The sequence below is a fragment of the uncultured Bradyrhizobium sp. genome (assembly GCF_947648125.1).
Classification (GTDB): domain Bacteria; phylum Pseudomonadota; class Alphaproteobacteria; order Rhizobiales; family Xanthobacteraceae; genus Bradyrhizobium.
Genome location: NZ_CANSMR010000006.1, coordinates 15,681 through 34,925, shown reverse-complemented (window position 1 = coordinate 34,925; position 19,245 = coordinate 15,681). Strand labels below are relative to the sequence as shown.

Annotated in this window: 20 protein-coding genes; 13 read left to right on the top strand and 7 right to left on the bottom strand. The window is 65.5% G+C overall.

The genetic code is table 11. From position 1 onward, the window contains the following. The first annotated feature begins 38 nt into the window (after positions 1-38). The 7 genes from folP to Q0030_RS13280 all read left to right on the top strand — a co-directional run bounded on the left by folP (position 39) and on the right by Q0030_RS13280 (position 7,413). Complete coding sequence (gene folP, locus Q0030_RS13310; protein ID WP_298368019.1) at positions 39-893, top strand: dihydropteroate synthase; 855 nt, start codon at positions 39-41, stop codon at positions 891-893. Further along, complete coding sequence (folB, locus tag Q0030_RS13305) at positions 890-1,270, top strand: dihydroneopterin aldolase (protein WP_097670628.1); 381 nt, start codon at positions 890-892, stop codon at positions 1,268-1,270. The genes folP and folB overlap by 4 nt, the downstream gene beginning before the upstream one ends. Positions 1,271-1,274: 4 nt before the next feature. After that, positions 1,275-1,766: a 2-amino-4-hydroxy-6-hydroxymethyldihydropteridine diphosphokinase gene (folK, locus tag Q0030_RS13300; protein ID WP_298367413.1), complete on the top strand. Its 492-nt coding sequence runs from the start codon at positions 1,275-1,277 to the stop codon at positions 1,764-1,766. 107 nt (positions 1,767-1,873) lie between these two features. Beyond that, a complete protein-coding gene (locus Q0030_RS13295) occupies positions 1,874-3,748 on the top strand; it encodes a methylmalonyl-CoA mutase family protein (RefSeq protein ID WP_298367411.1) in 1,875 nt (624 codons plus the stop codon). After that, positions 3,745-4,215, top strand: a complete 471-nt coding sequence (locus Q0030_RS13290; protein WP_050420173.1) for a GFA family protein — start codon at positions 3,745-3,747, stop codon at positions 4,213-4,215. The genes Q0030_RS13295 and Q0030_RS13290 overlap by 4 nt, the downstream gene beginning before the upstream one ends. A gap of 12 nt (positions 4,216-4,227) precedes the next feature. Then, a complete protein-coding gene (gene scpA / locus Q0030_RS13285) occupies positions 4,228-6,384 on the top strand; it encodes a methylmalonyl-CoA mutase (protein ID WP_298367407.1) in 2,157 nt (718 codons plus the stop codon). A gap of 261 nt (positions 6,385-6,645) precedes the next feature. Then, positions 6,646-7,413 (top strand): RsiV family protein, encoded by a 768-nt coding sequence (locus tag Q0030_RS13280; RefSeq protein ID WP_298368017.1) that lies wholly within the window; start codon positions 6,646-6,648, stop codon positions 7,411-7,413. A 15-nt stretch (positions 7,414-7,428) separates the two neighbouring features. On the opposite strand, the gene Q0030_RS13275 is transcribed toward Q0030_RS13280, so the two are convergent. Continuing rightward, a complete protein-coding gene (locus Q0030_RS13275) occupies positions 7,429-7,899 on the bottom strand; it encodes an SRPBCC family protein (protein ID WP_298367405.1) in 471 nt (156 codons plus the stop codon). Between the two features lie 158 nt (positions 7,900-8,057). On the opposite strand from Q0030_RS13275, the gene meaB reads away from it, so the two are divergent. The 4 genes from meaB (at position 8,058) to Q0030_RS13255 (ending at position 11,285) form a co-directional block, all read left to right on the top strand. Continuing rightward, positions 8,058-9,050 (top strand): methylmalonyl Co-A mutase-associated GTPase MeaB, encoded by a 993-nt coding sequence (meaB, locus tag Q0030_RS13270; protein ID WP_298367403.1) that lies wholly within the window; start codon positions 8,058-8,060, stop codon positions 9,048-9,050. Further along, positions 9,047-9,694, top strand: coding sequence for a pyroglutamyl-peptidase I (locus Q0030_RS13265; protein WP_298367401.1), 648 nt, complete (start codon positions 9,047-9,049; stop codon positions 9,692-9,694). Before meaB ends, Q0030_RS13265 begins: the two co-directional genes overlap by 4 nt. Before the next feature lie 143 nt (positions 9,695-9,837). Beyond that, complete coding sequence (locus Q0030_RS13260; protein WP_298367399.1) at positions 9,838-10,158, top strand: hypothetical protein; 321 nt, start codon at positions 9,838-9,840, stop codon at positions 10,156-10,158. 23 nt (positions 10,159-10,181) lie between these two features. Then, entirely contained in the window at positions 10,182-11,285 is a 1,104-nt protein-coding gene (locus tag Q0030_RS13255; protein ID WP_298367397.1) for a tetratricopeptide repeat protein, read from the top strand. Positions 11,286-11,392: 107 nt separating this feature from the next. Here Q0030_RS13255 and Q0030_RS13250 read toward each other — a convergent pair whose 3' ends face one another. After that, positions 11,393-11,761, bottom strand: coding sequence for a hypothetical protein (locus Q0030_RS13250; protein WP_298367395.1), 369 nt, complete (start codon positions 11,759-11,761; stop codon positions 11,393-11,395). A gap of 410 nt (positions 11,762-12,171) precedes the next feature. Here Q0030_RS13250 and Q0030_RS13245 point away from each other — a divergent pair, with 410 nt between their 5' ends. Further along, a complete protein-coding gene (locus tag Q0030_RS13245) occupies positions 12,172-13,542 on the top strand; it encodes a TIGR03808 family TAT-translocated repetitive protein (RefSeq protein WP_298368015.1) in 1,371 nt (456 codons plus the stop codon). Between the two features lie 8 nt (positions 13,543-13,550). Here Q0030_RS13245 and Q0030_RS13240 read toward each other — a convergent pair whose 3' ends face one another. From Q0030_RS13240 to Q0030_RS13220, 5 genes are all read right to left on the bottom strand, one after another. Beyond that, entirely contained in the window at positions 13,551-14,045 is a 495-nt protein-coding gene (locus Q0030_RS13240; RefSeq protein WP_298367393.1) for a TIGR03809 family protein, read from the bottom strand. A gap of 170 nt (positions 14,046-14,215) precedes the next feature. Further along, positions 14,216-14,356, bottom strand: coding sequence for a hypothetical protein (locus Q0030_RS13235; RefSeq protein ID WP_298367391.1), 141 nt, complete (start codon positions 14,354-14,356; stop codon positions 14,216-14,218). A gap of 232 nt (positions 14,357-14,588) precedes the next feature. Continuing rightward, the gene (locus tag Q0030_RS13230) at positions 14,589-16,265 is read right to left on the bottom strand and encodes a S8 family serine peptidase (RefSeq protein ID WP_298367389.1); all 1,677 of its coding nucleotides are present in this window, start codon (positions 16,263-16,265) and stop codon (positions 14,589-14,591) included. Between the two features lie 36 nt (positions 16,266-16,301). Beyond that, positions 16,302-17,048, bottom strand: coding sequence for a hypothetical protein (locus Q0030_RS13225; RefSeq protein ID WP_298368013.1), 747 nt, complete (start codon positions 17,046-17,048; stop codon positions 16,302-16,304). After that, positions 17,048-17,617, bottom strand: a complete 570-nt coding sequence (locus Q0030_RS13220; protein ID WP_092125157.1) for a sigma-70 family RNA polymerase sigma factor — start codon at positions 17,615-17,617, stop codon at positions 17,048-17,050. Before Q0030_RS13220 ends, Q0030_RS13225 begins: the two co-directional genes overlap by 1 nt. Before the next feature lie 418 nt (positions 17,618-18,035). Between Q0030_RS13220 and Q0030_RS13215 the strand changes: the two genes are divergently transcribed. Further along, a complete protein-coding gene (locus Q0030_RS13215; protein ID WP_298367383.1) occupies positions 18,036-19,184 on the top strand; it encodes a GGDEF domain-containing protein in 1,149 nt (382 codons plus the stop codon). The last annotated feature ends 61 nt before the right edge of the window (positions 19,185-19,245 follow it).

Below are 19,245 nucleotides of genomic sequence, written 5' to 3'. Positions count from 1 at the left end.
TTGACTTGCCGCTGCGGTCAGCGCAAAGCCACCGCATGATGGCAACCAGGCCCATAGCATCGGCGGTGACCGGCCCGGCCGTATCAGCGGTGCTGCCGGCGCTGCTGTTGAGGCCCTACCCGGCGGTGATGGGCATCCTGAACGTGACGCCGGACTCGTTCTCCGACGGCGGCCAGTTCATCGCGCCCGAACAGGCGCTGGCGCAGGCCCGCAGGCTGATCGCCGAGGGCGCCGATATCATCGACATCGGCGCGGAATCGACCCGTCCCTATGGCTCGCAGCCGGTCACCGCCGAGGCCGAAATGGCGCGGCTGAAGCCGGTGCTGGCCGAGGTGGTCGCGCTTGGCGTGCCGGTCTCGATCGACAGCATGAAGTCGGAGGTCGTCGCGTGGGCGCTCGACCAGGGTGCGGCGATCGCCAATGACGTCTGGGGCCTGCAGCGCGACGCCGGCATGGCGCCGCTCGTCGCCGCGCGCAGCGTGCCCGTGATCGTCATGCACAATCGCGAGCAGGCTGATCCCGCGATCGACATCATGCAGGACATCACTGCCTTCTTCGAACGCTCGCTCGAGATCGCGGCGCGCGCCGGCATTGCGTCCGACCGGATCGTGCTCGATCCCGGCATCGGCTTCGGCAAGACGCAAGAGCAGAGCATGATGGCGCTGGCGCGGCTCGCTGAGCTCGACGTGTTCCGCCTGCCGGTGCTGGTCGGCGCCTCGCGCAAGCGCTTCATCAGCACGATCGTGGCCTCGGAGCCGCAACAGCGGATCGGCGGCTCGATCGCGGCGCATCTGATCGCCGCGCGGAATGGCGCCCGCATCATCCGCGCGCACGACGTCGCCGAAACCGTTCAGGCGCTGCGGGTGGCCGCCGCAATCGAGGGACAGCAATGACCGACACGATCTTCATCACCGGGATCGTCATCCATGCCCGTCATGGCGTGATGGAACATGAGACCGAGGTCGGACAGCGCTTCGTGATCGACCTCGAACTCTATACTGACCTCTCGGAATCCTCGCGCACCGACCGCCTCTCCGACACGGTGTCCTATTCCAACGTGGTCGCGACCGCGACTTCGGCATTCAAGAACACCAATTACAAGTTGCTGGAGCGCGCCGCCGGCGCGGTGGCCGAGGACATTTTGGCGAGCTTCCCGCGTGTCAGGGCGGTCAAGGTCACCGTGCACAAGCCGCATGCACCGATCGCCGCGATCTTCGACGATGTCGGCGTGGTGCTGACGCGCTCGCGGCATCCGCCGCCGCACGGTTGAACCGATGGCTGATGTCCTGATCGCACTCGGCGGCAATGTCGGCGACGTCCGCACGACGTTTCGCAAGGCGATCGCCAATATCTGCGGCATGACGCAGGCCGCGCTCGTGGCGCGCTCGTCGGACTATTCGACGCCGCCCTGGGGCGACGCGCAGCAGGACAGCTTCGTCAATGCCTGCATCGAGATCGACACCAGCCTCGATCCGCACGCGCTGCTGTTCACGCTGCACAAGATCGAAACCAAATTCGGCCGCGACCGCAAGAACGAACAGCGCTGGGGACCCCGCACCCTCGACCTCGACCTGATCGCCTATGACGACGTCACACTCGACAAGCCGGAACTGACGCTGCCGCACCCGCGCCTGTTCGAGCGCGCTTTCGTGCTGGTGCCGCTGGCCGAGATCGTTCCCGACCGCGTCATCGCCGGGCGCCGCGTCGCGGATGCGCTGGCGGGGGTCTCGACGGACGGTATTTTCCGTCTAGCGGACCTCGATTAAAAGCCGCACGAGCGCAAACAACCGTTTGGCTTGGCCGCCCGCCCGTGGCAATTTCCGGCCAAATCAAGGGGCGCCCTCGCGGGGCCGATGAAGGACGATTTGGGCGGATGACGACCTCGACTGACGATTTGGCTCTGGCTTCGGATTTTGCACCGGCGACCTATGACGACTGGCGCAAGCTGGTCGACGGCGTGCTGAAGGGCGCGCCGTTCGAGAAGCTGGTCGGCAAGACCTATGATGGCCTGAGGATCGATCCGATCTATCGTCGCGCCACCAATCTGAGCCCCCTTCCGGGCCGCGCCGCTGCCACCCCCTGGCAGATCCTGCAGCGGGTCGACCATCCCGATGCCGCAGCGGCCAATGCGCAGGCCTTGCAGGATCTCGAGAACGGAGCGACCGGCCTCGAATTCGAGTTCGCCGGCGGTCCCGGCGCGCGCGGCTTCGGTCTCACCGACGCCAGCAAGAAGACGCTGGCGCGGGCCTGCGGCGGCGTCCATCTCGATGCCGGCATCATGATCGCGCTCAACCCGGTGATCGGACGCGAGAATGCCGGCGAGACGTTTGCCGAGATGGTCGAGGCTCGCAAGCTCGATCCGGCCAAGCTCGACCTGCATTTCAATTATCAGGCGCTCAGCACGATTGCCGTGCGCGGTGCAGCGGCAGCCAGGTGGGCCGACTACGCAAAGCCGTTCGGCCAGGTGGTCAACGGCCTGATCAAGCGCGGCTTCAAGGGACCGTTCGTGCTGGCCGATGGCCGGCCGGTGCATGATGCCGGCGGCTCAGAGGTGCAGGAACTCGCCTTCACGCTCGCGGTCGCGCTCGCCTATCTGCGCATGCTGGAAGCCGCAGGACTCGATCTCGATGCGGCGCGTGGCGCCGTGTCGTTCCGGCTCAGCGCCGATGCCGACCAGTTCCTGACCATGGCGAAATTCCGCGCGCTGCGCCGCCTGTGGGCAAGGATCGAAGAAGCCTGCGGCCTCGCGCCGAAGCCGATCTTCGTCAACGCGCAGACCGCCTGGCGAATGCTGACCCAGCGCGATCCCAACGTGAACATGCTGCGCGCGACGATCGCGACCTTTGCCGCCGGGCTCGGCGGCGCCAATGCGATCACGGTGCTGCCGCACACGCTGGCACTCGGCCTGCCGGACGATTTCGCCCGCCGCGTGGCGCGCAACACACAACTCGTGCTGCTCGATGAATCCAACCTTGCCAAGGTCTCCGATCCCGCGGCAGGCGCCGGCGGCATCGAGACCTTGACCTCGCAGCTTTGCGAGGCGGCGTGGGCGCTGTTCCAGGAGACCGAGAAGGCCGGTGGCATCTTCGTCGCGCTCGAGCAGGGGCTGCTGCAAAACAAAGTCGCCGCGACGCGATTGCAGCGCGAAGCCAACGTGGCGAAGCGCCGCGACGTGCTGACCGGCGCCAGCGAATTCCCGAACCTGCACGAGGCCGACCTCGCGGTCCTGGATGTGAAACCATCAGCGCCGGTGTCCAGCGCCGGTGCCAAGGTCACCTTCGATGCCCTCGCGCCGATGCGGCTCGCCGAACCGTTCGAGGCGCTGCGCGACAAGTCGGACGTTGCGCTGAAGGCGCATGGCGCACGGCCCAGGATCTTCCTCGCAAACCTAGGCACGCCGGCGGATTTCACCGCCCGCGCCACATTTGCAAAAAGCTTCTTCGAGACCGGCGGGATCGAGGCCATCGACAGCGAGGGCTTTGCCGACGCGGCCGCGCTGGCCGCGGCGTTCAAGGCCTCGGGCGCCGCGATGGCGTGCATTTGTTCCTCTGACAAGGTCTATGCCGTCAGCGCCATTGAGGCCGCCAAGGCCCTTCACGGCGGCGGAGCAAGGCATATCTATCTGGCAGGGCGGCCCGGCGACCAGGAAGCGGCGCTGCGGGCGGCCGGCATCGGTGAGTTCGTCTTCTCCGGCGGTGACGCGCTGGCGACATTGCGCGACGCCTATCGGCGGATGGAGCAGGCATGACGGCAGAGGCACCAGCGAAACCCGTTCTGACCGGCGGCTGCCAGTGCGGCGCCGTGCGCTTTGCGGTGTCCGCGGCACCCAACCGCGTCAGCATCTGTCACTGCCGGATGTGCCAAAAGGCCTCCGGTGCGCCGTTCGCCTCTTTCGCCGACATCAACAAAGAGGACTTCGCCTGGACCCGGGGCAAGCCGGCGGCGTTCAAATCCTCCTCGATCGCCGAGCGCGACTTCTGCGCCGCCTGCGGCACGCCGCTCAGCTTCCGGCGGATCGACGGTCCCCGCATCGAGATCATGACCGGCGCCTTCGACCGGCCCGACCGGGTGATCCCGACGCAGCAATTCGGAACCGAGTCCCGCCACGGCTGGGTGGTCGGCATCGCCAACCTGCCGAGCCAGACCACGATGCAGAATTACGGACCGGACAAGATGGCGACCATCGTCAGCCATCAGCACCCGGACCATGATTAAGGAAGCCAAGGAATGACCCGCATTCCCAATTTCGCCGATGTCGCCTTCCAGCCCGTTGCCACGGCGATGCCGGCCGCGAGCGCCGAGCCGTGGCTGACGCCCGAAGGCATTCCGGTGAAATCCATCTACGGCGAGGCCGATCTCGAAGGCATCGACTTCCTCGAGACCTGGCCGGGGATCGCGCCCTATCTGCGCGGCCCCTACCCGACCATGTATGTCAACCAGCCCTGGACCATCCGGCAATATGCCGGCTTCTCCACGGCGGAGGATTCCAACGCCTTCTACCGCCGCAACCTCGCGGCGGGACAGAAGGGCCTGTCGGTCGCGTTCGACCTCGCCACCCACCGCGGCTATGACAGTGATCATCCGCGCGTCTCCGGCGACGTCGGCATGGCCGGTGTCGCGATCGATTCCATCTACGACATGCGCACGCTGTTCGCCGGCATCCCGCTCGACCAGATGAGCGTGTCGATGACCATGAACGGCGCGGTGCTGCCGATCCTCGCGCTGTTCGTCGCCGCCGCCGAGGAACAGGGCGTGCCGCCGGAGAAACTGTCGGGCACCATTCAGAATGACATTCTGAAAGAGTTCATGGTGCGCAACACCTACATCTATCCGCCGACGCCCTCGATGCGGATCATCTCGGACATCTTCGCCTATACCTCGCAGCGGATGCCGAAATACAATTCGATTTCGATCTCCGGCTATCACATGCAGGAAGCCGGTGCGACGCAGGATCTCGAACTCGCCTATACGCTGGCCGACGGCGTCGAATATCTACGCGCCGGGCTTGCCGCGGGCCTCGACGTCGATCGTTTTGCCCCTCGCCTTTCTTTCTTCTGGGCGATCGGCATGAACTTCTTCATGGAAGTCGCCAAGATGCGCGCCGCGCGGCTGTTGTGGGCCAAGCTGCTCAAGCAGTTCAACCCGAAGGACCCGCGCTCGCTCAGCTTGCGCACGCATTGCCAGACCTCGGGCTGGTCGCTGACCGCGCAGGACGTGTTCAACAACGTGATGCGCACCACGATCGAGGCGATGGCGGCGACCCAGGGCCACACCCAGTCGCTGCACACCAACGCGCTCGACGAGGCCCTGGCGTTGCCGACCGACTTCTCGGCGCGCATCGCCCGCAACACCCAGCTGTTCCTGCAGCAGGAGAGCGGCACCAACCGCATCATCGATCCCTGGGGCGGCTCCTATTATGTCGAGCGGCTGACCCGGGATCTCGCGGCCAAGGCCTGGGGTCACATCCAGGAGGTCGAGGAACTCGGCGGCATGGCCAAGGCGATCGAAGCCGGCGTGCCGAAGCTGCGCATCGAGGAAGCCTCCGCCAAGACCCAGGCGCGGATCGATGCCGGCCGCCAGGCGGTGATCGGCGTCAACAAGTTCAAGCCGGAGAACGAGCGGCCGATCGACGTGCTGAAGGTGGAGAACTCCACCGTGCGGCGGCTCCAGATCGACAAGCTGGCGCGGCTCAAGAAGGAGCGCAACCAGAAGGACGTCGACGCGGCACTGGCCGCGCTGACCCGCTCGGCGGGCGAAGGCAACGGCAATCTGCTGGCACTGGCGATCGACGCCGCGCGCGCCAAAGCCACCGTCGGCGAGATTTCGGACGCCATGGAAAAGGTGTTCGGCCGCCACCGTGCCGAGATCAAATCCATCACCGGCGTCTACAGGCGAGAGGCAGCGGCCATGTCCAACAAGGTCGAAAAGGTGCAGGCGCTGATCGACGCCTTCGAGGAAGCCGAGGGGCGCCGCCCGCGTATCCTGGTCGCCAAGATCGGCCAGGACGGCCATGACCGCGGCCAGAAGGTGATCGCGTCCGCCTTCGCCGATGTCGGCTTCGACGTCGATATCGGGCCGCTGTTCGCAACCGCCGACGAAGCCGCCCGGCAGGCGGTCGAGAACGACGTCCACATTCTCGGCGTCTCCTCGCTCGCCGCAGCCCATCTCACCGCGGTGCCGGAATTGAAGGCCGCGCTGAAGAAGCACGGCCGCGAGGACATCATGATCATCATCGGCGGCGTGGTGCCGCCGCAGGACTACGACGCGCTCTACAAGGCCGGCGCCGAGGCGATTTTCCCGCCGGGCACCGTGATCTCGGACGCCGCCGAGGAGCTGATCCACAAGCTCAACGCCCGGCTCGGCCATAGCGCTGCGGCGGAGTAACGCTGCCGCGTCCCCTCTTCCACTCCGAAGCAGGGCCATACCAGGTGCGCTCGATCCCTCCACAAACTCGTCATGCCCGGCCTTGTGCCGGGCATCCACGTCTTGGCTTCCAGGCGAGAAAGACGTGGATGGCCGGGACAAGCCCGGCCATGACGAGCGTGGAAAAGGCAGCGCCAAGAATTTCGTCGCCGTACGCAATTTCCTGCCCACCGATGGGAGTTTTCCATGCGCGCCGCTCGCTCGATGACGTCTGCCCGCATCATGGGCCTTGCCGGCATGCTGGCGTGCCTCTGGCTGCCGGCGCACGCCGCCGATCCCAAGCCCGACGCCACGATCAAGAACGCGAGCGTCGAGGCCAACGTCTATCTCGACGACAAGATCAAGGCGGACGCAGCGCTGGCGGCCGATTGCCTCGCCGAGGGCCGGAAGTGGATCGACAAGAACGCTGCGGAGGCGGCTTCCGCGCGCAAGGACGAGCCTGAGCTTTTCAAAGACCGCGGCGGCTATTCATTCGAGCGCAAATACACGGTGCGGTCGATCGTCGACGGCCGCTATGTCAGCGTGCTGCGCGACGACTATATGGACACACTCGGCGCGCATCCGAACACCGACGTCAACACCATCCTGTGGGATACGGCGGCGAAGAAGCGCATCAGCATCCGTCCCTTCTTCACCGAGACAGCCGACAACGGCCCAACCCTGACGGCGCTGCGCAAGGCCGTCGTCAGCGCACTGAACGCCGAGAAGAAGCGGCGCGGTGCCGGCGAGACGGCAACCGCCGAATGGTACAAGGAGCTGAAGCCGACCTTGCTCAAGATCGGCGCCGTGACGCTGGCGCCGTCGACCGAAGCCGGCAAGAGCTCCGGCCTCACCTTCCACTACCCGCCCTACGCCGTCGGCCCCTACGCCGAAGGCCAGTATGTCGTCTTCGTGCCGTGGGAGATGCTGAAGCCGTATCTGACGGCGGAAGGCACCAAAATCTTCGGCGGGACGCGGCCGAAGGCCGACGCCGACGACCAGCAACAATAGCTGCTTCAGCGGGCCTCAGCTTGGCTGGCGCGCCAGCGCTCTGACCAGGGAGCCGGTCCAGTCCGGGATCCACGCCTGGAACTGAGTGTGCCAGCGATCGGCATCGCCGGGCACGGTGTCGAGCTTGACTGACCATTCGATGAAGGTGCGGTTGCCCTCGACGACCGGCAGCAGATGCATCGTGCCCTCGTAATGGGTCGGCTGCGGCGCGTCCGAACCGGCATCCGCCAGGAACGGCAGCGGCTCGATGCTGGCATAGGTCAGCGAATGCTGCGTGTCGGAGTGACCGGCAAGGCGTTGCCTGACCCAGAGCCCAAGATAGCAGAAGCGCCTGACCGCACCGATCTGGTCGCCGCGCTTGTCATCCTCGATCACGCTTTCGCTGACGCCTTCGATGTAGGCGGGGTAATTGTTGAAGTCGCGGATCAGCGACCACACGGTATCGAGCGGATGGTCGAGAACGGTGCTGTAATAGGCTCGGGTCATGGCAGGCTCCGGAATGTCGGTCCGCGGTGATGCGGAACGCGCCCTGATCAACCGCATGGCGTCGGGCGCGCCCACCCGATTTCCGATCTCGCGATTGATCGGGGACGAGTGCGGACTCCGCCCTCGCCTGCAACCGGCAGCCGTTGTAAACCAAGGCCATGACCTCGCCGAAGCCCGCCTCTCCCGACATCCACGCCCTCGCCAAGGAGCTCCGCGCCGGCCACCGCGCCGCGCTGGCGCGGGCGATCACGCTGGTCGAGAGCCGGCGCGGCGATCACCAGGCGGCGGCGCGCGAGCTGGTGCAGGCGCTGCTGCCCGACACCGGCAAGGCGGTGCGGGTCGGCATCACCGGCTCGCCCGGCGTCGGCAAATCGACCACCATCGATGCGCTCGGCATGTTCCTGATCGAGCGCGGCCACAAGGTCGCGGTGCTGGCGGTCGATCCCTCCTCGGCGCGCACCGGCGGCTCGATCCTCGGCGACAAGACACGGATGGCGCGGCTCGCCGTCTCCGACCAGGCCTTCATCCGCCCCTCGCCCTCCTCGGGCACGCTCGGCGGCGTCGCGGCGAAAACCCGCGAGGCGATGCTGTTGTGCGAGGCCGCCGGCTTCGACGTCGTGCTGGTCGAGACTGTCGGCATCGGCCAATCCGAGACCGCGGTCTGCGACATGACCGACTTCTTCCTCGCGCTGATGCTGCCGGGCGCCGGGGACGAATTGCAGGGCATCAAGAAGGGCCTTGTCGAGCTCGCCGACATGATCGCGATCAACAAGGCCGATGGCGACAACCTCAAGCGCGCCAACCTCGCCGCTGCCGACTATCGCAGCGCGCTGCACATCCTGGCGCCGCGCTCCGAGCACTGGCATCCGCCGGTCGAGACTTATTCGGCGCTGACCGGCGCCGGGCTCGACCGGCTCTGGCAAAAAATCCTCGAGCACCGCACCGCGATGAACGCCTCGGGCGAATTCGAGGCCCGCCGCAGGGAGCAGCAGGTGAAGTGGATGTGGTCGATGCTGGAAGGCCGGATGATGGCGCGACTGCGCTCGGACGCTGCGATCCGCGCCAAGGTGAAGAAGATGGAGGCCGAGGTCGCCGGCGGCCGCATCTCGCCCGCGGTCGCCGCCGAGCAGATCGCGGAGATGCTGCATTGAGCGGCAAACTGCGCATCCTCGTCACCGGCTTCGGGCCGTTCCCGGGTGCGCCGTTCAACCCGACCATGCCACTGGTGAAGCGGCTGACCGCCCTGCGCCGCCCGGCTTTCGACAACGTCGCGCTGACCAGCCACATCTTCGACGTCACCTATGCTGCCGTCGATCGCGACTTGCCCGAGCTGATCACACGACATCGCCCGCAGGCGCTGTTGATGTTCGGCCTTGCCGGTCGCACCAAATATCTTCGGATCGAAAGCCGCGCCCGTAATGCGGTAACGACGCGCTTCCCCGATGCCGGCCGCCAGCACGCGCGCAAGGGATCGATCGAAGGCGGCGCCGATGCGAAGCTGTTCGGGCCGCACAGCGAAAAGCTGCTGCGCGCCGCGCTGGCCACCGGCATAGATGCACGGATGTCGCGCGATGCCGGCAGCTATCTCTGCAACTATCTGAGCTGGCGCGCGATCGAGGCCGTCAACGAGGACAATGACCTCCGCCTGGCGCAGTTCGTCCACGTGCCGCCGCTCGCGCATGACGGAACGGCCGAACGTGGCAAATCACGCATCACGCTGGAGCAGCTTGTCGATGCCGGCGAGGCGATGCTCATGAAGCTCGTAAAGTTGACCCGGCAAGCCGCGCGCGCGTGAACGCGGGCGGACCTCGAACAGCTTTTCATCGATCTTGCAACCAACGGCTAACCACACGGCAACGGCTGCCCGCGCCAGGCATGGGAAACGTCGATCAACCAGTGATAGCATGCGCCTCGTTGGACCTATCAAAGGGAACTGCCGTGGCCGGAACGACCAAAACTCGCTCTTGGATTCTGTTGGTTGCGATCTGGGTCGCGCTCGTCGGTGCTCTCCTCGTATGGTTCACGTTCATGAATAAGCCGGGCGGCGGTTCACCGTCTTGGGTGATCGGTCTGATTGTGTCCTGGCTGCCGTTCCTGGTGCTGATGGGCTTCTGGCTGTGGATCTCACGCAGGAATTACCGCACATCATCCGGAACAAGTTGGGTCGATCTCTATGAGCAGCAGGTCGCAGAATCCCAGCGCACGAATGCGTTGTTGGAGAGGATCGCGACGGCTCTGGAAAAGCCGTCTGCGGGCTAGCTCGGACACTGGCGCATCGGGGGATGAAAGATATGCGCTCGGGGGCCTCTGCGCATCTCTGGATAGTTGCTCTGGCACTCGCCGCAGCCGTCAGCCGGGCAGCGGCGGCCGATGATCAGCAGGAGTGCTTGAAAGGATCGAAGGAGACCGCTGTCGCGACGATCGCCGCCTGCACACGGGCGATCGAAAGCGGAGACTACAGTGACCGGAGCTTATCCAAATTGTATCATCAGCGCGGTTACTCCTGGTCATGGACAAACGACGCCGATCGGGTCGACCGCGCCTTCAAGGACTACACTGAGGCGATCCGGATTGATCCGAAAGCTGCCGACTCGCTGCTCAACCGGTCGCATATCTACAACCAACGGCACGACTACGACCGCGCGATAGCGGACGCCAACCAGGCATTCGAAGGCGGTCTGTCGCACTATGGAAAGCAGGTCGGATACGGCGAGCGCGGCTATGCCTATCAGGCCAAAGGGGACAACGACCGTGCCATCGCGGACTACACCAGCAGTATCCAGCTGGATGCGAACAACAAGGCTACCCTCATCACGCGCGGCAACGCCTACTGGGCCAAAGGCGACCTTGATCGTGCCATCGCCGACTACGACCAGGCGATCGCGCTCGATCCGAAGTATGCGCTCGCCTACTACAATCGCGCCACTGCATACCGGGTGAAGGGTGATCTCGATCGCGCCATCGCCGATTCAAGTCGGGCGATCGCTCTCTATCCAAGATACAGGGACGCCTACTATAACCGCGCCTACGCTTACCAAGCCAAGGGGGACCTCCAGCGCGCCATCGCCGACTACGATCAGATGATCGCGCTCGATCCGAACGACAACGACGCCCACAGCAATCGCGCCAAGGCGTACTGGTCCAAGGGCGATTTCCGTCATGCCATCGCGGACTCCGATCCGGGTCAGGTGTCGTCATGGCTTGCTACTGCTGTCTTTTTAGCGGCTGCGGCATGGCTCTGTCGCCGACTAGGCATGCAGGCGCGCGGACGGTTCTCCGGGCGGACAATGGTCGAGATTTGCGAACAGGAGGTCGCCGAAATGCAGCGCAAGAACGCCGCCCTGGAGAAGATCGCGGTGGCTCTGGAGAAGCGCTCGTTGGGTTAGCTCGGAGTTCCCGGCACGACGGTCAGGCGCGCGACCATTGTGGCTATTGGTAACCGGCGCCCCCTTGCGAAGTGCCGAAGTGACAGGGCCATAAGCGCCTACGCGGCTCAGGCTGTTGTTGCCCACTGCTCTCTAAACGCCTTGCAAAATGCGTCCGCATCCCTCGGCGTCACAATGACTTTCCGAAAAATGCCCCGGTCGCGATGAAGGAGAACATACGGCCCAAACGGACGGTTCACGAGATTAATGGCCCAGGTGAAAGCTGCCTCCCAAAAAGAGAGCTTTTCAAATCTCATGATCTCATCGCGCGGGATCGCCCAAACAACAAATCCTTTGAGGATCACAAATTCGACGGCCGCGGCTCCTAGCCTAACCTCGCAGAGGTAATGGGAAAAGAGCTGCAAGCCTCCAAACAAAACCACGCCCATGGGGATCATAGCGAGGAATATGAGCGGTGCCGCGTTCGAGTGGTTCATGGGGCTGCGGACAACTGCGCGTCCTCGTCAACGCATAGCAGAACCTCCACGCACAACCTGTCGCGCGTGAGGAGCGTGCATGATTTCGGAATATTGGAAGAATATCCCTGAGTTGCCCGACGTGTCAAGTTGCCTTGTCGAACGCCGGCAGCCGCAGCCTACTTTGCATGGGGTTGTTTTCGATATTTTGGCAGCGCGCGCCTTCGGCCGGGAGTTCCTGCGCCGTCACCCGCAGTTACGAGGCAGGCCACCTCTCGTTAACGACGCGCGCTGACCTGCTGCACCCGAGATTAACCCTACCGCCAACAAACAGCCGGCTGCGTCGGCATGTTCACCAGGCAGCGGCGCATTTCGCATTACCTAATCGGCAACGAAGATCACCGCTCGCGCCTTCAGCGAGGGCCATGCCCATGGACGTCAACCGCCGCCACCTGATCGGAGCCTCCGCCGCCGGCGTCGCCGGCGCGCTTGCGATGTCGCCGGATGCTGCGCGCGCCGCGCAATCTGCCGGCTCGCTCGGCCGCGACGTCACGCAATATGGTGTGCGCCCCGGCAGCCCCGACGATCAAACCCGCAATCTGCAGCGCGCGATCGATGATGCCGCGCGCGCGCAGGTGCCGCTGGCGTTTCCGCCCGGCGTCTACCGCACCGGCCTGCTGCGGCTTGCGCCCGGCAGCCAGCTGATCGGCGTGCGCGGCGCCAGCCGGCTGGTGTTCAATGGCGGCGCCTCGCTGCTGGAAGGCGAAGGCGCCGGCGGCATCGTCCTGATGGGCCTGTCCCTCGACGGCGGCAACGTCCCGCTGCCGGCGCGGCGCGGCCTTGTGCATTGCCTGTCCGGCCGCGACATCCGCATCACCGATTGCCAGTTCACCGGCAGCGGCGGCGCCGGCATCTGGTTCGAGCAGATGTCGGGCGACGTCAGCAACAACATCTTCACCGGCATCGCGTCGACGGCGCTGGTGTCGTTCGACGCGCTCGGCCTCCTCGTCTCGCGCAACACGATCAAGGGGACCAACGACAACGGCATCGAGATCCTGCGCACCGCGATCGGCGATGACGGTTCGATCGTCGCCGACAACCGCATCGAGGACATCAAGGCCGGTCCCGGCGGCTCCGGACAGTACGGCAACGCCATCAACGCCTTCCGCGCCGGCAATGTGATCGTGCGCGGCAACCGCATCAGCAACTGCGACTTCTCGGCGGTGCGCGGCAATTCGGCCTCCAATATCCACATCACCGACAACAGCGTCAGCAATGTCCGCGAGGTCGCGCTCTATTCGGAGTTCGCGTTCGAGGCCGCGGTCATCGCCAACAACACCGTCGACGGGGCCGCGATCGGCGTCTCCGTGTGCAATTTCAACGAAGGCGGCCGCATCGCGGTGGTCCAGGGCAACATCATCCGCAATTTGCTGCCGAAGCGCCCGATCGGCACCGACCCGAATGACGGCGCCGGCATCGGCATCTATGTCGAGGCCGACAGCGCCGTCACCGGCAATGTGATCGAGAATGCGCCGACCTTCGGCATCGTCGCCGGCTGGGGCAAGTATCTGCGCGACGTCGCGATCTCAGGCAATGTCGTGCGCAAGGCTTTCGTCGGGATCGGCGTCTCGGTGGTGCCGGGCGCCGGCACCGCGCTGATCAACAACAACATGATCTCGGAAACCCCGCGCGGCGCGGTGGTCGGGCTCGACCACGCCCGCCCTGTGACCACCGACCTGTCAGTGGGCGGCGCCCAGCAATATGCACAGCTCGTGGTCGGCGCGAACGCGGTGCGGCGCTAACCTTCGGCCTACAGCGCGTTGCGCAGCAGCGGATAGCGCCGCTGGATGGTGTCGAGATCGAGCACCGGCGGCGGCATCACCGGAGGGGGCATCTCCAGCGGCGGCGCGTCGGCCACAACGGCCGGCTGCTCGAGGACCTCGGCCGCCGTTTCCAGCGCGGCCGCGACTGCGGTCATCGCGGCCTCTGCCAATGTCGCCGTCTCCGAGCGGCGCTCTGGCAGCGCCGAAAGATCGCGCGGCGGCAGCTTCGACTTGCCGCGGCCGAGCCACGACAGATCGATCGGCGAATTGTCGAGCGAAGCTTCGCGGGTCAGCAATTCCCGCCAGATGTCGACCGCGGCCCGTGCTTCCCTGACGTTCTCGAGAAAGGCCTGCTCGCTGTGATAGCGGCGCCAGCGTCCGGTTTCGAACAGCTCGTTGAGGTGCTCCAGCCTTTGCTCGGCGAGGTTGCACCAGCGTGCAACGATCTCCTGGCCTCTGGCCACGTCGGTCCGATGTGTCATTGAAGTTGCCCGCAGGGAAAGAAACGGACGCAGACGCAACCGAACCGAATCAACTGGACGTGACACTGATATTCTGTGGAAAAGGTAAATAAAGTCTAACTAAATTCTTAATCGCGGACGGGCGATGAAAGAAGTCCGCTCGACTACGGAGTTTGTTGCCCGAACCTTCGTCAAGTCATCGACTTGCCTTGGTGGCGATGCGCGTCGCCTCCGAACGCCGCGCAGCCGAACGATCCACAGCAAACAGCCGCGGCCATCGCGCGCATCCCGTCGCGATCGCCGAGCGCGATCACGTCCGGCCAGTGCGTCATGCAAGACAGCCCCCAAAATGAAAGACCCGTCCGGGGGGACAACCGGACGGGTCAAAGCCATATGGGCGCTTGGGGTGGATGGGCGCTCGCGCCTGATACAGCCGGGGAGGGATAAACCGCTCCCACACACATAAGTCGTGAGAGGGCGGCGGACGTTCAAATCACCGGCTATTTTTTTAACCTTTTCGCCGCCCGGTTCCATCGCACCATTGCAGGTGTCCGGCACGGAAAATCACTGCGCAGCACGGTGATTTACAGCGGAATCGTGCGATGCGATCGACGGCGCGGGTTCATTCAACGCGCGGCTCACGGAAGTGTTATTGCCGTCCGCCTCCGGTGCAGGCTGCGACGGTTTGTCCGCGGTCGCCGCGACCGGCGCATTGGTCGCCGCCATCACTGCGGCAAGCGCGTCCGCCTCCCCCGCCCCGAACAGATCGTCACGTCCGGGTGTCCCGAGATCGCGGGCCGTGCCGGTCAGGACCTTGCGCACCTCGGCGGGCTTCAATGCCGGACTGCGCTCCAGCACCAGCGCCGCGATGCCGCTGACGAACGCGGCCGAAAAGGAGGTGCCCGACATCAGCTGGTACTTGCCGTCGGGCACCGGCACGAGGAGATCGGCGCCCGGCGCCGCCAACGCGATGTAGCTGCCGCGGTTGGAGACCGCCATCGGCCGCTCACCGGCATCGATGCCGCTCACCGCGATCACATCGGGATTGGCGGCCGGATACAGCGGCGGCGATTTCGGGCCGGCATTGCCGGCCGCGGCAACCAGCACGACGTCCCTCGCCGCGGCGGCGGCCACGGCGCGCGCGACAAGTGCGTCCTGCGGTCCGGCAAAGCTCATGTTCACGATCTGCGCGCCGTGCGCCACCGCATAATCGAGACTCCTGAGGATCACATAGGACGTACTCTCGGCGCCGCCGGCGGCCGCACCGAAGGCGCGGATGGCAAGGATCCGTACTTCCGGCGCACTGCCCGTCAGCCGGACGCGCGCCGCGATCACGCCGGCGACGGCGGTGCCGTGGGCATGCGGGCCATCCTTGCTGCCGAGCGCATCGAACGTATCCGCGACCGTGTTGGCCAGTTCCGGATGGGCGGCATCAATGCCGGAGTCGATGACGGCAATGGTAACGTTCATCCCGCGCGCCAGCCTGTGCGCCTCGGGCAGATGCAGCTGCGTCTGGGCGTATTGCGCCGGATCGCTGTTGCCCGCTGCCGGCTTCTGGTCCTGCAGCGCATAACGGTAGTTGGGCTGCACGGCGCGGACGCTGCCGTCGCTTGCAAGGTCGCGGGCCACCGCGTTGGCGGAGCGATTGCCAGCCGTGCGGAACAGGCCGATGGTCGCGCCGAGCAGCGGGATGTTCTGCGAGGCGATCCGGCTCAGACCATGGCGGCGCGCGAGCGCATCGGTCTGGGTCTCGGTCAATGCGCCGTTGATCTCCGCCACGAGTTCGTCCGGCACGGTTCGCGTGGCCGCCACGTCCTGCGCGCGGCTGCTGCCGCCACTGCCGGCCCTGCCCTTCCGCGCTGCGCCCTTGCCGCCCCCGTTGACGGAGACCGGCCGGCCGGAGCATTGGCGCGTGCCGTCATCGCAATCGGCAGAGAAACGGGGGGCGTCACGCGCACGGAGCGGCGGCATGCTCGATCGCGGCCCATCGTCGGTCCACGACGTAGCCGGGCCGTGGAGCGGCATGCGGCCGACCGTGCCGTCCAGCCCGCCGCCGGCGTTGCCACCGGCCCTGCCGATGCCGGGATTGACCCGCGGCCCGATGGAGAGCTGCGGCCCGCCGCCGATCGGTGATCGCATGAAATTCTGGGCGTAGGCCGAGCCGGCAACAGACACCAGCAACAACACGGCGGCCGCGATGGCCGCTCTGTTCGTCGATCGGGTCCGGCCGTTGGCGGTCATGGTGACCTCAACTCGGCACAGACCGTCAGCCGCCGTTTACGGCGTCTCGACCGCGAGGCTGACGATCTTCTCTTTCTGCAAACGGGCAATCAGCGCCGCGACGCTGTCCTTGTCCATCGCGCGGAACTGCAACCGGAACATGCCGCCCTTCCCGTCGACGATCGCGCCCTGGTAGTTGTCCAGCAGCGACGTGATGTCGGCGATCCGGGCATCCGGCGTGAAGCGCACCAACAGCCGCGTCGGCGCAGCCGCCACGCTGGCGCCGAGGTCGCGGGTGATCGGCGCGCTGGGTGCAACGGCCGCGCTTGGTGCGCTGGGCGCGCTGCGTTGTTCGGCGGCATCGAGCGAGGCGGTCTGGAATGAGGCTGGCTCGCTGCGCATCAGCACCGCACCGATTACGCCGGCCTGTAGCAACACCACGATCGCACCGAGGCTGGACGACCAGGCCAGCGTCCGCGGCGACAATTTCGAAAAGAACTCCGAGACGGAGGCCGACATCCGCGCGCCCGCCGACGGCTTGCGCTCCGGCTCGGCATCGATCGCCGCAAACAGCTTCTGCATGGCACGCGCCGAGGGCGCACCGAGGCTTTCGTTGAGGCCGATCGTCTCGGCATATTCCTCGCGGATGACGGCATACTGCCTGGCCAGCTCCGGATCGGAAGCGAGCGCGTCCTCGACGCGGCGCGCGTCACGCGCGTTCAGCGTGCCGGCCGCGTGCCAGGGCAGCAGCATCTCGACATCGTCAGGATCTTGACCCTGCACTTTCTTGTTGCTCGCAGCCATCATGGCCAACCTCGCTCGACACCGGCTGCCTTCAGCAACTCGGCAAGTTTCTTGCGCGCATAGAACAGGCGCGTCTTCACGGTGTTCTCCGGAATCCCGACGATCTCTGCGACGTCTTCCACGGATTTCTCGTGATAGTAGACAAGATCGACAATTTCCCGGTGTTCCGCCGATAGTCCCGTCAGGCACTTGCGCAGCGTGTCACCCGTGTCCTTCTTCTGCACCACCGTTTCCGGATCGTCGGACGTGTCCTCGATCGCGTTCGCGGCCTCATCGTCCAGTTCGGCGTCCTTCCTTCGCCGCAGCGAAGACAACGCCTTGAACCGGGTAATCGCCAGAAGCCAGGTCGAAACGGCGGATCGTCCTTCGAATTTGCCCGCCTGACGCCACACGTCCAGAAAGACCTCGCTAATGAGATCCTCCGCCACCTGTTCGTCCCGCACGAGCCGAAGCCCGAAGCGGTACACCCTGACGTGATGCCGTCCGTATAACACCTGCATGGCGAGCCGGTCGCCTTGAGCGATCCGAGCGATCAGAACCTCGTCTGAAGCCGCCTGTGTCGCGCTCAATGGCCGTCTCGCAAAGTTGGTCTGAGGGGGGTGGTGCGTGGTTCGACGCGAGAGGCAAGATTCTTCACATTACGGCAATGTGCGCACCGCATGTGTGATCTATGACACAGTCGACGATCCCGATGAGGGAAAATCGCCGGAGACTCGGTAAGCGGTATCATAATAGTGAAAACTCTCGCGGACTCGCACCATCCGGCGCGACCATACCAAGGCTTTGCCGGCAAGCCAGCGCTGTTGCGAAGCGGGCGCCGCCGCAAGCCCCCGCCCCGATCGCTCCCGACCCGCTTCGGCGAACGGATTCCCCTTACGAAACAAGGGTGATGACCGGGTTTCATCGGAGCAGATTCGGTTCCAAAAGATACCAAACCTAAAGGCTTTCCCACTTAGATTTTCGCCGGATTTCAGCAATGGCGAGACCATGGGCAGCGCTGCGTCGTCACTTCCCAGCCCGATCGCGGGTGCATCGGAAAGCGGCCGTCCCAGGCTGACTCGCGAGCGCCTGGCGCGCCGGGCCAAGCAGCGCCGCCAGATCCAATCGATGATCGCCGCCTGCTTCGTGCTCGATGCCGTCGTGCTGCTGATCTACGCGCATGCCGGCACCACGTCGGTCCTGGTGGCGGCGGGCTATGCCCTGACTGGCCTCTCCCTCGTCGCGATCTATGTGCTGCTTTCGGAGCGCGGTTTTCACGAGCGCTTCCGCGACCACTACCTGGTCGCGCCGCAATCGGCCGTCAACATGGTGAACCTGCTCGTGTTCACCTACATCGCGCCGGAAGTCGGCGTGCTGTTCCTCTGCAACCTGTTCGTGGTGTTCGGCTTCGGTGCGCTGCGTACCTCGGCGCGGCAGACCGCGGTCGTCTGGACCATCATGGTGCTGGGCCTCGCCGCGCTGTTCCTCGGCACCGACAAGGCGATCGGGATGCCGACCGGGACCAGGATCGACCGCCTCGCCACCATGCTGGTGTTCGCGTTGACGATCGGGCGCTGCATGTATCTCGGCATCTTCTCGAGCTCGATGCAGCAATCGCTGTATCAGAGCGGCGTCAAGCTGAAGGAGGCCTACCGGCGCATCGAGGAGCTCGCCGAGCTCGACGAGCTGACCGGCACCTCCAATCGCCGCAGCATCATGCGCACGCTCGAGGAGGAGATCGCGCGCTGCGCCCGCAACGGCAGCTCCTGCGCGGTGGCGCTGATCGACCTCGACCATTTCAAGCGCATCAACGACGTCTACGGCCATCCGATCGGCGACGAGGCGCTGCGCACCTTCGCCATCGGCATGTTCGCCAATCTCCGCAGCATCGATCGCTTCGGCCGTTACGGCGGCGAGGAATTCCTGCTGGTGCTGCCCGACCTGTCGCAGGATCAGGCGATGCGCGCGCTCGAGCGGCTGCGCGCGATCATCGCGGGTCTCGACTGGAGCGCATTCTCGCCCGGCATGCAGGTGACGATCTCCGCAGGCGTCACGACGCTCAAGCCGCACGAAAACTCCGACACATTACTCGCCCGCGCCGATGGCGCGCTTTACGCAGCCAAGGCGAGGGGACGCAACCGCATCGCCAGTGCCTAACATCCTTTCATTTCCCTATTCGGCGCCGGAGAATCCGTCGCCACCGCTCCAGGACAGAGTC